Annotated in this window: 14 protein-coding genes; 5 read left to right on the top strand and 9 right to left on the bottom strand. The window is 70.4% G+C overall.

What is annotated here, in order from left to right; all coding sequences use genetic code 11:
* Positions 1-60: 60 nt before the first annotated feature.
* The 3 genes from ABZW60_RS28615 to ABZW60_RS28605 all read right to left on the bottom strand — a co-directional run bounded on the left by ABZW60_RS28615 (position 61) and on the right by ABZW60_RS28605 (position 3,374).
* Positions 61-390, bottom strand: a complete 330-nt coding sequence (locus ABZW60_RS28615) for an Lsr2 family protein (RefSeq protein ID WP_355481959.1) — start codon at positions 388-390, stop codon at positions 61-63.
* Between the two features lie 229 nt (positions 391-619).
* Complete coding sequence (gene lysS / locus ABZW60_RS28610) at positions 620-2,140, bottom strand: lysine--tRNA ligase (protein ID WP_355481957.1); 1,521 nt, start codon at positions 2,138-2,140, stop codon at positions 620-622.
* Positions 2,141-2,150: 10 nt separating this feature from the next.
* Entirely contained in the window at positions 2,151-3,374 is a 1,224-nt protein-coding gene (locus ABZW60_RS28605; RefSeq protein ID WP_355481956.1) for an MFS transporter, read from the bottom strand.
* 58 nt (positions 3,375-3,432) lie between these two features.
* Between ABZW60_RS28605 and ABZW60_RS28600 the strand changes: the two genes are divergently transcribed.
* From ABZW60_RS28600 to ABZW60_RS28585, 4 genes are all read left to right on the top strand, one after another.
* The gene (locus ABZW60_RS28600) at positions 3,433-4,002 is read left to right on the top strand and encodes a winged helix-turn-helix domain-containing protein (RefSeq protein ID WP_355481955.1); all 570 of its coding nucleotides are present in this window, start codon (positions 3,433-3,435) and stop codon (positions 4,000-4,002) included.
* A gap of 70 nt (positions 4,003-4,072) precedes the next feature.
* Positions 4,073-4,519, top strand: a complete 447-nt coding sequence (locus ABZW60_RS28595; protein ID WP_355481954.1) for an NfeD family protein — start codon at positions 4,073-4,075, stop codon at positions 4,517-4,519.
* Entirely contained in the window at positions 4,507-5,412 is a 906-nt protein-coding gene (locus tag ABZW60_RS28590; RefSeq protein WP_355481952.1) for an SPFH domain-containing protein, read from the top strand. The genes ABZW60_RS28595 and ABZW60_RS28590 overlap by 13 nt, the downstream gene beginning before the upstream one ends.
* A 46-nt stretch (positions 5,413-5,458) precedes the next feature.
* On the top strand, positions 5,459-6,139 hold the full coding sequence (locus ABZW60_RS28585; RefSeq protein ID WP_355481950.1) for a DedA family protein: 681 nt from the start codon (positions 5,459-5,461) through the stop codon (positions 6,137-6,139).
* On the opposite strand, the gene ABZW60_RS28580 is transcribed toward ABZW60_RS28585, so the two are convergent.
* Positions 6,125-7,432 (bottom strand): hypothetical protein, encoded by a 1,308-nt coding sequence (locus ABZW60_RS28580; protein WP_355481948.1) that lies wholly within the window; start codon positions 7,430-7,432, stop codon positions 6,125-6,127. The genes ABZW60_RS28585 and ABZW60_RS28580 overlap by 15 nt on opposite strands.
* Before the next feature lie 123 nt (positions 7,433-7,555).
* On the opposite strand from ABZW60_RS28580, the gene ABZW60_RS28575 reads away from it, so the two are divergent.
* Positions 7,556-8,116 carry a carboxymuconolactone decarboxylase family protein gene (locus tag ABZW60_RS28575; protein WP_355481945.1) on the top strand — a complete coding sequence of 187 codons (561 nt, stop codon included), beginning with the start codon at positions 7,556-7,558 and terminating at the stop codon, positions 8,114-8,116.
* Here the strand turns inward: ABZW60_RS28575 and ABZW60_RS28570 are convergent.
* From ABZW60_RS28570 to ABZW60_RS28550, 5 genes are all read right to left on the bottom strand, one after another.
* Positions 8,104-9,540 carry a multicopper oxidase family protein gene (locus tag ABZW60_RS28570; RefSeq protein ID WP_355481943.1) on the bottom strand — a complete coding sequence of 479 codons (1,437 nt, stop codon included), beginning with the start codon at positions 9,538-9,540 and terminating at the stop codon, positions 8,104-8,106. The two genes, ABZW60_RS28575 and ABZW60_RS28570, sit on opposite strands and share 13 nt — an antisense overlap.
* A 29-nt stretch (positions 9,541-9,569) precedes the next feature.
* Positions 9,570-10,010: a hypothetical protein gene (locus tag ABZW60_RS28565; RefSeq protein ID WP_355481941.1), complete on the bottom strand. Its 441-nt coding sequence runs from the start codon at positions 10,008-10,010 to the stop codon at positions 9,570-9,572.
* 77 nt (positions 10,011-10,087) lie between these two features.
* Positions 10,088-10,852, bottom strand: a complete 765-nt coding sequence (locus ABZW60_RS28560) for a type III pantothenate kinase (RefSeq protein WP_355481939.1) — start codon at positions 10,850-10,852, stop codon at positions 10,088-10,090.
* Positions 10,852-11,706: a carboxylating nicotinate-nucleotide diphosphorylase gene (gene nadC / locus ABZW60_RS28555; protein ID WP_355481937.1), complete on the bottom strand. Its 855-nt coding sequence runs from the start codon at positions 11,704-11,706 to the stop codon at positions 10,852-10,854. The genes ABZW60_RS28560 and nadC overlap by 1 nt, the downstream gene beginning before the upstream one ends.
* Positions 11,699-13,366 (bottom strand): L-aspartate oxidase, encoded by a 1,668-nt coding sequence (locus ABZW60_RS28550; protein WP_355481935.1) that lies wholly within the window; start codon positions 13,364-13,366, stop codon positions 11,699-11,701. The genes nadC and ABZW60_RS28550 overlap by 8 nt, the downstream gene beginning before the upstream one ends.
* Positions 13,367-13,370: the final 4 nt, after the last annotated feature.

Below are 13,370 nucleotides of genomic sequence, written 5' to 3'. Positions count from 1 at the left end.
CAACCGGAATGCGGACGGTCCCGGCACCCGGACCAGGTGCCGGGACCGGCGACAGCTGAATTACTTGGCTTCGTTGTACGCCGCGCGCACCTCGGCCGAGATCCGGCCGCGCTCGCTGACCTCGTAGCCGTTCTCCTTCGCCCAGGCCCGGATGTCCGCCGAGTCCGAGGCCGACCGGCCACGGCCCCGCGACCGGCCCGTCGCACCACGGCGGCCGGCCACCCGGCGGCCGGAGCCGACATACGCGGCGAGGGCGTCGCGCAGTTTGGCGGCATTCTTCTTGGACAGGTCGATCTCGTACGTCGTTCCGTCCAGCCCGAAGGTGACGGTCTCGTCGGCCTTACCGCCGTCGAGATCGTCCTCGAGAACCACCTGCACCCTTTGCGCCATCGATGACAACCTTTCCGCGCCCGCCATCGGGCACAATCCCCCTGCCGAATTGTTAGCACCTGATTTGTACCGCACAAACCAGGCACTTGTCATTCATCGACGCTGCGAAGCCTTGGTTACCTTCAGTATTCACCCGGTTCGAACCGGCCCGTCCGGAATGAATTCGGGCCCTGGATTTGCGAAGGCCGTCCGTTGTGCTATGCAACGACCTGCACAGGGATTGTCGGAATCACTCCGGACGCAGCAACGGGAACAGAATCGTCTCCCGGATACCGGTCCCGGTGAGCAACATCACCAAGCGGTCCAGGCCCATCCCCATCCCGCCGGCCGGCGGCATCCCGAATTCCATCGCGCGCAGGAAGTCCTCGTCGAGTTCCATCGCCTCCGGGTCCCCGGCCGCGGCCTGGATCGACTGTGCTTCCAGGCGATCGCGCTGGATCACCGGGTCGTTCAGCTCCGAGTACGCCACCCCGAGCTCGACCCCGTTGAAGAACAGGTCCCAGGCCTCGACCAGCCCCGGAATTTCCCGGTGCGGCTTCGCCAGCGGCCGTGCCGACTCCGGATAGTCGCGGACAAAGGTGGGCTGGATCAGCGTGTGCTCACAGAGCTTCTCGAACAAGTCGACGGCGATCTCGCCCGCATTCCGGCCGGGCTGCAGCTCGACGTCGTGCTGCTCGGCCAACTTCAGCAGCGTGCGCAGGTCGGTGGTCACGTCGACGCTCTCGCCGACCGCTTCGGAGAGCAGCCCGAAAAGCGTCGCGTGCCGGAACGGCTGCTCCACGTCGATGATCGAACCGTCGCGCCCGGTGACCGTCGTCCGGCCGATCGCCCGGCCGGCGTTCCGGATCAGCTCCTGGATCAGCTCGGCCATCGTGTCGTAATCGCCGTACGCCTCGTACGCCTCGATCATCGAGAATTCCGCCGAGTGGGTGGAGTCCAGCCCCTCGTTACGGAACGTCCGGCCGATCTCGTAGACCCGGTCGACGCCGCCGATCATCGCCCGCTTGAGATCGAGCTCGAGCGCGATCCGCAGCTTCATCTCCTGGTCGAACGCGTTCAGGTGGGTCGAGAACGGCCGGGCCGCGGCGCCGCCGTTGGTCAGCTGCAGCACCGGCGTCTCGACCTCGACGAAGCCGCGCTCGTCGTAGGTCGAGCGCAGCGCCTTGAGGACGGCCGCCTTCGCGCGGACCATCTCGCGGGCCTCGGGCCGGACGATCAGGTCGACGTACCGCATCCGGACGCGGGCCTCTTCGCTGAGCGGCTTGTGCTCGTTCGGCAGCGGGCGGAGCGTCTTCGCGGCCATCTGCCAGGTGGTCGCCTGCACCGACAGCTCACCGCGCCGGCTGGTGATCACCTCACCCTGGACCGACAGCAGGTCGCCGATGTCGACGAGCTGCTTGAACCGGGCCAGCTCCTCCTCGCCGAGGTCGGCCAGCGACAGCATCACCTGCAGCTCGGTCCCGTCACCCTCGCGGAGCCGGACGAAGCACAGCTTGCCGGTGTTGCGCAGGAAGATCACCCGGCCGGTCACCGAGACCTGCTCGCCGGTCCGGGTGTCGGGCTCCAGGTCCTGGGCGTCGTACTTCGCCCGCAGATCCTTCAGCAGGTGCGTGCGCGGCACCGAGATCGGGTACGGCGGCACTCCTTCCGCCAGCAGGCGGTCACGCTTCTCCCGGCGGACCCGCATCTGCTCGGGCAGGTCGTCCTGCCCGCTGTCGGGGTTCACCGGGTCCACGTGTGCATCAGTCATGCCCCAAAGGCTAGTGACTGACAGCCTCCAGCTCCGAATCCTTTGTTCCGGCCGTGCTCCGGGTGACGACGGCGCCGAGCACCGCGGCGGCCGCCGCGCACGCCAGTCCACAGGTCACGAACGTGCCTCGCGGACCGAGCACCGCACCGGCCAGACCGCCCAGCAGCATCGCGAGAATGCTGAACGACCGGACCGTGCCGTTCAGGGCCGCGATCACCCGGCCGCGGACCGTCTCCGCGGACCTGGTCACCACGAGCGCGTTGGCGGCCGCGTTCAGCATCCCGCTGCCGACGCCGATCGCGGTGGCGCCGATCATCAGTGTGACGAGGTTCCCGGCCAGGCCCATCAGCACACTCGACCCGCCGATGGCCGCCATCCCCACGACGACTCCGACGGCCCTGGCCCGGTCACCGTTCAGCCGGCCGCTGTACCAGGCGCCGAGGATCGCCCCGGCGCCGGTCGCCGCACCCGCCGCGCCGTACAGGGCGGGTCCGAGGCCGAGTTCGCCGGTGATCAGGAAGACCTCCACGACGTTCACCGCCTCGCCGGCGACCACGAACAGCCAGAGAGCCGGCACGAGAACCCGCAGCAGGTCGTCACCGAAGATCGCACGCAGGCCGGCCGACACCCCGCCGCCCTCCTCGGCGCTGCCAGGCTCTGGCCGCCGACGGGTCTGGACCAGTTGTGCGACGAGCACCAGGACCAGGAAGGTCCCGGCGTCGACCAGCAGGGCACCACGGGTCCCGGCCCAGCCCACCAGGACACCACCGGCCGCCGAACCCGCCAGCATCGCGACCCCGATCAGGGCCTGACTCGTCCCGGTCGCGCGACCGACGAGATCCTCGCCGACGATCCGCGGGATCAGCGCCCCCCAGGCGGGCCCGGCGACAGCTTGGCCCACCTGCAGCACGCAGACCAGCGCCAGCGTGTGGGCCAGGTCGTGCACGAGGGCCAGCCCGACCCCGGCCGCCACCTGCAGCAGCCCCGACCACACCAGGACCGTCCGCGAGTCGAAGCCGTCCACGATCCGCCCCGCGAACGGGATCATCGCGACGGTCGGCACGGCGAACGCGAGCAGCAGGGCCGTGATCGCGGCCGGGCCGTGACCTTCGGAGACGCGCAGCATCAGCGCGATCAGCGCGATGGAATCACCCGCGAACGACAGCGCGCGGGCGGGCAGTACGAGCCGGATGTCGCGGTGCGACCAGATCGAGGTCTGAAGTATTTGCTTCATAGTTATGAAGTTAATGCTTCACATTTCCGTCCGTCAAGGGGTTCGCTACGCTGACGTCGTGGCCAAGCAGAAGCCCGCGGTGGTGATCACCGATCCGCACGCGATCCGCGCCCTGGCGCACCCGGCGCGGCAGCGGGTCATCGACGAGCTCTACAACGGCCGGGTGCTGACCGCGACCGAGTGCGCCGAGATCGCCGGGCTGACGCCGTCGGCGATGAGCTACCACCTCCGCGCGCTGGAGAAGTGGGGCATCATCGAGCGCGCCGAAGAGACCGCCGACGGCCGCGAGCGGCCGTGGCGGGCACGGGCGGCGAGCCTGCGGATCGACTCGCAGAGCGGCGGCGCCGGGCGGCTGGCGGGCCAGGCGATCATGCGGACCGCCGTGGACGGGGTCCTCGAGCAGTTCGCGGAGATGGCCGAGGACGATCCGTGGGACGACGTCAGCTCGATGACCCGCTCCCGGTTGTGGCTGACCCACGAGGAAGCCCGGCGGTTCGGCAAGGAACTCAACGACCTGGTCGACCGGTACAAGGCGAACCGGACGCAGGCCGATCATCCGGCCGGTGCACGCCAGGTCAGCTCGCTGATCGCCGTCGTACCGATCGGGAGGGCCCCGGAGGGCGGCTGAACCGTTAGCTGCCTCCCGGCGTATCCAGGAGTACCTTCGAAGCAGAGGGTCTTTTCGCCGGGTGGTCGTCATGCAGTCCTGGGTCCTGTGGTTGATCGTCGCCGCCGTCCTCGGCTCGGCCGAGTTGATGACGGCGACCTTCGACCTGCTCCTGCTCGCCGTCGCCGCGCTCGCCGCGGCCGGCATCGGGGCGCTCGGGCTCGGCGTCGGCTTCCAGGTGCTGGCGTTCGTGGTCACCGCCGCCGCGATGGTCACCCTGGTCCGCCCGATCGCTCGCCGGCACCTGACCGGCCACCCGAAACTGCGCACCGGGGTCGCCGCGCTGATCGGCCGGGAGGCCGTCGTGCTGGCCGCCTGCGACCGGGACGCCGGGCGGGTCCGGATCGGCGGCGAGGAGTGGAGCGCCCGCTCCTACGACCCCCACCTGCACATCCCCGCGGGCACCCGGGTCGACGTCTTCGCGATCGAGGGGGCCACCGCCCTCGTGCATCCCCAGGAGGAACCATGGCCGAACTGATCATCGGACTGGTCGCCGCGCTGCTCGCCGTCGTCCTGGTCCTGCGGACGGTACGGATCGTGCCGCAGGCCCGGGCCAGCAACGTCGAGCGCCTCGGCCGGTACCTGCGCACGCTCGAACCCGGGCTGAACATCGTGATCCCGTTCGTCGACCGCCCCCGGCATCTGATCGACCTGCGCGAGCAGGTGGTCTCGTTCGAGCCGCGGTCGGTGATCACCGAGGACAACCTGGTCGTCCACATCGACACGGTGCTGTACTTCCAGGTCACCGATCCGCGCGCGGCGGCGTACGAGATCTTCGACTACATCCAGGCGATCGAGCAGCTCACCGTGACCACGCTGCGGAACGTGATCGGCTCGCTGGACCTGGAGAAGGTGCTGACCTCGCGCGAGCACATCAACTCGACCCTGCGCGGCGTCCTCGACGAGGCGTCCGGCAAGTGGGGCATCCGGGTGAACCGGGTCGAGCTGAAGGGCATCGAGCCGCCGGCGTCGATCAAGGAGTCGATGGAGAAGCAGATGCGGGCCGAGCGGGAGAAGCGGGCCGCGATCCTGGCCGCCGAGGGCCAGCGGCAGTCCAAGATCCTCACCGCGGAGGGCGAGCGGCAGGCCGCGATCCTGCGGGCCGAGGGGCAGGCGAAGGCGATCGACACGGTGTTCGAGGCGATCCACCGCAACGACCCGGACCCGAAGCTGCTCGCGTACCAGTACCTGCAGATGCTCCCCGAGCTGGCCAAGGGCCCCGGCAACACGTTCTGGGTGATCCCGTCCGAGGTCACCACCGCGCTGCAGAACGTCACCAAGGCGTTCAACGGCGAGACACCCCAGGTTCCGCCGCAGGTTCCCAAGGTGCCGTCGGACAACGGCCACAACCCTGAAATCTCCCGGGGATAGTTGCCCGGTCACCAAATCGGTTGTCCCACGATGTCACTATGGGTGCATGGGGGAACCTCTGCTGATCGCGCAGGCGATCGCCATCCCTTCGGGGGTGGCCGTCCTGGCGTACCTGGTGGTCGGACTTGTCATCGGCGTGGAGAGCATGGGGGTGCCGCTGCCCGGTGAGACCACGCTCATCGCCGCCGCGCTGCTCGCGTCGCAGCAGCACCACCTGAAGATCGAGTTCGTGATCCTCGCGGCCGCGGTGGGCGCGATCGTCGGCGACTCGATCGGCTACTTCATCGGCCGCAAGGCCGGCCGCCGGCTGTTCGAACGGCTCGGCCGCCGCTTCCACCACTTCTCCGAGGACCGGATCGTCCGCGCCGAGAAGTACTTCCACAAGTACGGCGTCTGGACGGTGTTCTTCGGCCGGTTCGTCGCCCTGCTGCGGATCTTCGCGGGCCCGATGGCCGGCATGCTGCGGATGCACTACCCGCGGTTCCTGGCCGCGAACGCCGCCGGCGGTATCGCCTGGGCGACCACGATCGGTGTCGTGGCGTACAAGATCGGCGACAACGCCGACCGGATCTTCGGCCGGGTGTCGGTTGTCGCGCTGATCGCGGTCGGGGTCGCGCTGGTCGTGCTGTACGTCGTCCGCAAGGTCCGCAAGCGCCGCCGGGAGCAGACCGCGACCGACGTCACGCCTGAGGTCGCCGCCCAGGCGGTCGAGTCAGCGGACGTGTAGCGCCAGCTGCGGCGTCGTGGTCCCGTCCATCGGCCGGCCGAACATCATCGCGCCCGGGATGACGAACCGGTAGACGAAGTCGCCCGGCTGTGCCGCCTTGAACGGCAGCGCGGCCTGACCGAGGCGCATCGGCAACGCCTTCGAGTTCACCCACCGACGGGTCTGCCGGTTCCACGCCTGCAGCATCACGGTCGTGTTCATCGCCGGCTTCACGGCGACCGACACGGTCACCATCGACCCGCGCGCGACCGCGGTGTCCCCGCCGGCGAACCCGGCCGACGCGACCCGGACGACGCTCTTCGTGTACGCCGGCCTGCTGGTCGACGTCCCCGTGAGCATCCCGCCCTTCACGTACTCCGGGACGATGATCTTGTACGGGCGGCTGCCGCCGGTCGGCACCGCGATGTCGTAGTACCCGCCGCCGGTCGTCGACCCGCGCGCGGCCGGGGTCCACCGTGCGCCCGGCGCGACCTGCGTCAGCACCACGACCGGTACGCCGGCCGGCGTCGCGCGCCTGCTCGTGCAGGGCGACTCGAGGTCGCAGCCGACCTGGTGCAGGATGACTCGCCCGCGGATCCGGATCGGCACGCTGAACTGGGCAAGCGCCGGGACGGCCGCGTTGATCGAGCTGGTCAGCCCGAGCACCTGCCCGCCGGAGCGGGTGCTCCACTCGTTCTGGGTGCGCAGCTGGAAGACGTACGGCGGTTTGACGCTCTTGACCACCTGCCGGTTCGAGGTCGTCGCCGGGCCGATCACCTTGAGCATCTGGCCGGGCCGCCCGATCATCGGCACGTACCGCTGGGTCTTCTTGCCCTTCACGTCCAGCGGATCGTTCGGGGTGAAGTCCTGCGGTGCGGCCGGTACCGACCACCTGACCAGGATCCCGCGGCCCTGCGGCGCCACCGCGGCGGCGCTCGGCAGCACCGGCCCGTCCGTGTCGAACACCGGCGACCTGGTCAGATCGCTGGTCACCCCGCCCTGGGACGTCCCGGTCGCCACCGCGATCTTGTAGTTCCCGTCCGGCGGGAACGCCGAGGTCGGGATCTCCAGCCGGTTCGGGTCGGAGGCCGGGATGTACTTCACGTACGACGGGCTCTCGCTGAGCACACCCTCGATCGTGATCCGGTTCGGCTGGGCGTTGTCCTTCCAGGTCACCAGCACCGCCGGCCGCCCCTTCGGCGCCCAGGCGACGGCGACGTCGGTCGGCGCCGGATCCGAGGCGCAGGCCGTCAGCGAGACGGCCCCGGCCACCATCGCCAGCGCCACGGCGAGCACCCGCCGCATTCCGCCCATCCCTCGTCTCCTCACGACCGACCGGGTGAACCATACCCAGTCCCAGGTGCCCTCTCCCCAGGACCGTTGCCGGATCGGTACCCCGCATTTACCGTGAGGTGAGCCACTGAGGGGGGAACCACGATGGCATTCATCGAGACGCCGAACGTCCCGGAGATGTTCGAGGCGAACCGGGCGCCGGCCGGGCACGTGCCCAACTTCGTCCACACGTTCGCCGCGCGGCCCGCGGTCTACGAGGCCTGGAAGCAGCTCAACGGCGCGATCAAGGAGTCCATGGACCTGCGCCGCTACGAGCTCGCCACGCTGGCCGCGGCGACCGCGCTGAAGTCGAGCTACTGCAGCCTCGCGCACGGGCAGGTGCTGGCCGACAAGTTCTACACCGCCGAGGAGGTCGCGGCGCTCGTCGACGAGCCGCCGAACGATCCGGTCGACCGCGCGGTGATGGCGTTCGCGCGCAAGGTCGCACTCGCCGCCGACACCGTCACGCAGGCAGACGTCGACGAACTCCGGGCACTCGGCCTGTCGGACGCAGACGTGCTCGACGTCGTCCTGGCCGCCGCGGCACGGTCCTTCTTCTCCAAGACCCTCGACGGCACCGGCACCCAGCCCGACTCGGCGTACAACGGCCTGCCCGAGACACTGCGGACGGCGCTGACCGTCGGCCGCCCGATCTACTCCGGCTGATTGTCCGTCGCGCCGCCGAGGTGGTGCTTGGTCCCGACCCCGGAGTACATCAAGTGCGTGACCAGCCCCTGCGCGGCGTGCGGGAGATTGTGGCAGTGGTCCATCCAGATGCCTGGGTTGTCCGCCACGAACGCGACCTCGTAGGTCTCCTTGTCCTCGACGTTGAGGGAGTCCGTCCACCACGGGCTCCCGGTCGCACGCACCCCGTCGCGGCTCAGGACGACGACGTGATGGCCGTGCAGGTGCATCGGATGGACCTGGCCCGAGCTGTTCTTGATCGTCATCCGCACGACGTCGCCCTCGCTGACCATGAACATCGGCACGTCCGGGAACTGGTGCCCGTTGATCGTCCACCACAGTCCGGGCTTGCCGTCGAAGAACCCGATCCGCCGGCCGATGTCGTACCGGAACGACCTGGTCGCCTTCGCCGGGTCGAACCCGAGCGCTTTCGGCGACCCGTAGGCCAGCAGGTCGACCCGCTCCCGCGGCTCGGCCCCGGCCGGTGCGTCGCCATCCCCGATCACCAGCGTCGTCGGTCCGCCGCCGAGCCCGATCCGGACCGCCTTCGCCGTCGGCACCTCGAGGTCGATCCGGCCGCCCGCGGTCACCAGCACCGCCTTCCCGCTCACCTCCGCCGGCGCGTTCACATCGGTCCCGTCGACCGCGATCACCTTGTACGGCGCGCCGTCGACCCAGACCGCCATCGGGCCGTTGTCGGTGTTGATCAACCGGACGCGCGCGACCGGGCCCGGCGCCTTCACCCGCCGTTCGCCGTACTCCCCGTTGACCGTGCGGACCTTGTCGTAGGTGTGCACCGCCGCGACCACGTCCGTCGGTGTCGGCTGCACGACCAGGACGCCGTACAGGCCCTTCTTCACCTGCTCGTGCGAGACCTGGTGCGAGTGGTACCAGTACGTGCCGGCGTCCTGCGCGACGAAGCGGTACACGAACGACTTGCCGGGCCCGACGGCGTCCTGCGTGACACCGGCGACACCGTCCTCGGCGTTCGGTACGTCGACGCCGTGCCAGTGCAAGGTGATGCCGTCGGCAATGTTCTCGTTGCGCAGCGTGACCTGCACCAGATCGCCTTGGTGCGCGACGATCCGGGGACCGGGCGACGTGTGGTTCAGCGTGTACCCGTCCGCCGGGCCGCGGCCGGGGATGTCGAAGCGCTCCTGACGCGCGACCAGGTCCACCGCGACATCGGGCTTCCGGCCGGCAGGACCCGTCAGCTGACCGACGTCCGTGCCGTGGTGCTCGTGCGCGGTCACCGGCCCGCCGCCGTAGTCGGCGTACCCCATCGCCATCGGCGACAGGTCGTTCGGGACCAGGCTCCGCTGCCAGAAGAACCCGAGCGGCGCCAGCACGACGACCGTCGCGAGGATCGCGATCAGCGCACGACGAGACGGCGGCCGCAGTGTCACGACCGCCGCCCGTCAGTTGCCAACGGCATCTACGTGGTCGCCTCGGTCGCGGCCGGGGACTCGGCCGCCGCCGTCGCCGGCCCGGCCGCGCGCCGCGAAGCCATCCCCGCGACCGCCAGCAGCGCGAACGCGTTCAGCCCGTGCAACGCACCGATCGCCGGTACGCCGAAGGACGCGGCGGCCAGGCCGAACTGCAGCGCCACCAGGCCGAAGACGTACAGCGCCCACCGGACGCCGCCGTCGACCTTCGCGAAGAACGACACGACCAGCAGCAGGATCGCGAGCAGCGGGATCACGCCGCTCCCGACGATGGTGTGGATCGTGTGCCCGATGTTGCCGTCGTCCTTGGTGAACACCAGGCCGCCGTCGACGTCCTTGATGACCGTGAACCAGGCGAGTGCGATCGCCATCGCCTGGACCAGCACACCGATCGCGATGAGCCCGGCCAAGGCACGGTAGACAGACCTCATATTTCCCCCATCCCCCTGAAGTCACCCTCGGCTCATAGTGGGCCAGGTCACCTCAGGGGCACAAGAGGTTGATCCGGTCAGCCGTGGTTGCGGGCGAACGCCTGATACAGGCCGCGCAGAGTCAGCAACGGTTCGTCGCGGACCGGTGTCGCGAGCTGGCCGGCCAGCAGTGGCGCCAGCGCGCCGGTGAGCACGACCGGAAGGTCGTCGTTCAAAGACTGCTCGGTCCGGATCCGGGCGACCAGACCGTCGACCAGCGCGGCGAACCCGTGGATCGCACCGGACTGCAGGGCCTCGACGGTGTTCTTCGCGACCACCGACCGCGGCCGGACCAGCTCGACGCGGCGCAACTGCGCGGCCGCCTCGCCGAGCGCGTCGGTCGCGGTTTCGATGCCGGGGGCAATCACTCCGCCGACGAAGGCGCCGGCCGGGTTGACCACGTCGATCGTGATCGCCGTCCCGACGTCGACGACCAGGCAGGGCGCGCCGTACAGCGTCACGGCCGCCAGCGCGTTCGCGATCCGGTCGGTGCCGACCTCGCGCGGGTTGTCCACCAGCACCGGCAGCCCGGTCTTCACCCCGGGCTCGACGACGACGCTCGGCACACCCTGGTAGTAGCGGGACACGACGTCCCGCAGTTCGTGCAGCACGTGCGGTACGGCGGAGGAGACCGCGATCCCGGACACCGGCGACTCACCGGTGAGCAGGCCCTGCAGCAGCACGGCCCACTCGTCCGCCGTCCGCCGCGGGTCGGTCCCGACCCACCAGTGCCGCTTGACCGTGCCCTCGAACACCAGGCCGACCAGCGTCCTGGTGTTTTCCACGGCCACGGCCAGCAGCATCAGGACTCCTTCAGGTCCAGCGCGATGTCGAGCACCGGGGCGGAGTGCGTCAGCGCGCCGATCGCGAGATAGTCGACGCCGGTCTCGGCGACCGCGCGGGCCGTGTCCAGCGTCAGTCCGCCGGAGGCCTCGAGCTTCGCCCGGCCGGCCACCTTCTCGACCGCCTCGCGCAGCAGCGGGACGTCCATGTTGTCCAGCAGGATCAGCTCGGCGCCGGACTCGACCGCGATCAGCGCGTCCTCGACCGAGTCCACCTCGACCTCGATCGCGATCTCCGGGTACGCCTTGCGCACCAGCCGGAACGCCTCCGCGACGCCGCCGGCCGCGATCACATGGTTGTCCTTGATCAGCGCGGCGTCGGACAGCCCCATCCGGTGGTTCTTCCCGCCGCCGCAGCGGACGGCGTACTTCTCCAGGGACCGCAGCAGCGGCATCGTCTTGCGGGTGTCGCGGATCACCGCGCCGGTGCCCTCGACCTCGTCCACCCAGCGCCGGGTCAGCGTCGCGACGCCGCTCAGGTGGCAGAGCAGGTTCAGCGTGGTGCGCTCGGCCGTGAGCAGTTGCCGGGTCTTGCCACGCACCGTCATCAGCACGTCACCCTGCCGCACGGCCGCGCCGTCGCGGACCGAGTGCTCGATCTCGACCTCGTCCGGCGACGCCACCTGCCGCAGCACCAGCTCCGCGATCTCCAGACCGGCCGCCACACCGTCGGCACGGGCCACCAGCTCGGCGACCGAGACCTGGTCCGGGTCGACCGTGGCGGTGGTCGTCACGTCGACGCCTCCGGCCAGGTCCTCCTCGATGGTGGCCCGCACGAGGTCACCGACCCACTGCCGGTCGACTGTCTCATCCATGCCGGTCATTCTCCTCGGATTCGCGCGAAACAAACGTGGTCCGCGGCACAGCCTGCTCGGCCACCGCGGGCAGCGTCAGGTCCAGGCTGCCGGACCAGTGCAGATCATCGCGGTCCGGGTGGTCCTCCCGCCAGTGCGCGCCGCGGCTTTCTTCGCGGGCGGTCGCGGCGGCGATCAGGGCGGAGGCGACCGTCACCAGGTTCGTCGCCTCCCAGCCCGGGGTTCCCGGCTCGCCGGGCGGCTGCTCGATCAGCTTGCCGATCGCGGCCCCCGCCTCCGCCAGGCCGGCCGCGCTCCGGATCACGCCGGCGCCGACGGTCATCGCCCGCTGCAGCTCGGGGACGGCGTCCGCGTCGACGAGCCCCGCCGTCCGGCGGTCCACGATCGGCTCACGCCGCTCCGGCAGGCCGTCCGCGAGGTGCGCGGCGATCCGGCGGGCGAAGACGAGCCCTTCGAGCAGCGAGTTCGAGGCCAGCCGGTTGGCGCCGTGGACGCCGGTACAGGCGACCTCGCCGCACGCGTACAGGCCCGGTACCGAGGTCTGGCCGTTCAGGTCGGTCCACACGCCGCCGGACGAGTAGTGACAGGCGGGGGCGACCGGGATCAGTTCGCGGACCGGGTCGATCCCGTGCGAGCGGCAGGACGCGAGGATGGTCGGGAACCGCACCCGCCACTTCTCGTCGCCGAAGTGCCGGGCGTCCAGGTAGACATGATCCTTGCCGGTGGCAAGCATCTGGCGCATGATCGCCTTCGCCACGATGTCGCGCGGCGCGAGATCGGCCAGCTCGTGCTGACCCTGCAGGAAGCGGCTGCCGGTGTGGTCGACCAGGAAGGCGCCCTCGCCGCGGACGGCCTCGGACACCAACGGCTGCTGGCCTTTCGCGCTCTTGCCCAGCCAGAGCACGGTCGGGTGGAACTGCACGAACTCCAGGTCCCGCACCTTCGCGCCGGCCCGCAGTGCGAGCGCCATCCCGTCACCGGTCGACACGCTCGGGTTGGTCGTTGCCGCGTACAACTGCCCGAGACCGCCGGAGGCCAGGATGACCGCCCGGGCCCGGACCGCGCCGACGCCGTCCAGCTGTCCTTCGCCCATCACGTGCAGCGTGACGCCCGCGATCGCGCCGTCGGCCGCGGTCAGCAGGTCGAGGACGAGGGCGTGCTCGACCAGCCGGATGTCCTTGGCGCGCTTCACCGCGGCGACCAGGGCGCGCTCGATCTCGGCGCCGGTCGCGTCGCCGCCGGCGTGCGCGATCCGGTTGCGGTGGTGGCCGCCCTCGCGGCCGAGGGAGATCTCGCCGTCGGCCATGGTGTCGAAGCGCGCGCCCAGCTCGATCAGGTCGCGGACGGCGTCCGGGCCCTCGGTGACCAGCACCCGGACGGCCTCGGGGTCACTCAGCCCGGCGCCCGCGACGAGCGTGTCCTGCAAGTGCTCCTCGGGTGAGTCCTCCGGGTCGAGGGCGGCGGCGATGCCGCCCTGCGCCCACTGGGTGGAGCCGGAGGCGACGACGTCCTTCGTCACCACCAGGACGGAGCCCAGTTCGCGGGCCTTGAGCGCGGCGGTCAGTCCGGCGACCCCGGATCCGATCACCACCACGTCGACGGTGTCGGTCCAGCCGGGCTCCGGCGCGGACAGCCGTTGCGGGACTGCGGGTGCGGTCATCCCG

It is taken from the genome of Kribbella sp. NPDC003557, from assembly GCF_040610805.1.
In the GTDB taxonomy this organism is placed as follows: domain Bacteria; phylum Actinomycetota; class Actinomycetes; order Propionibacteriales; family Kribbellaceae; genus Kribbella.
This window is presented reverse-complemented; position numbering and strand designations above follow the sequence as displayed.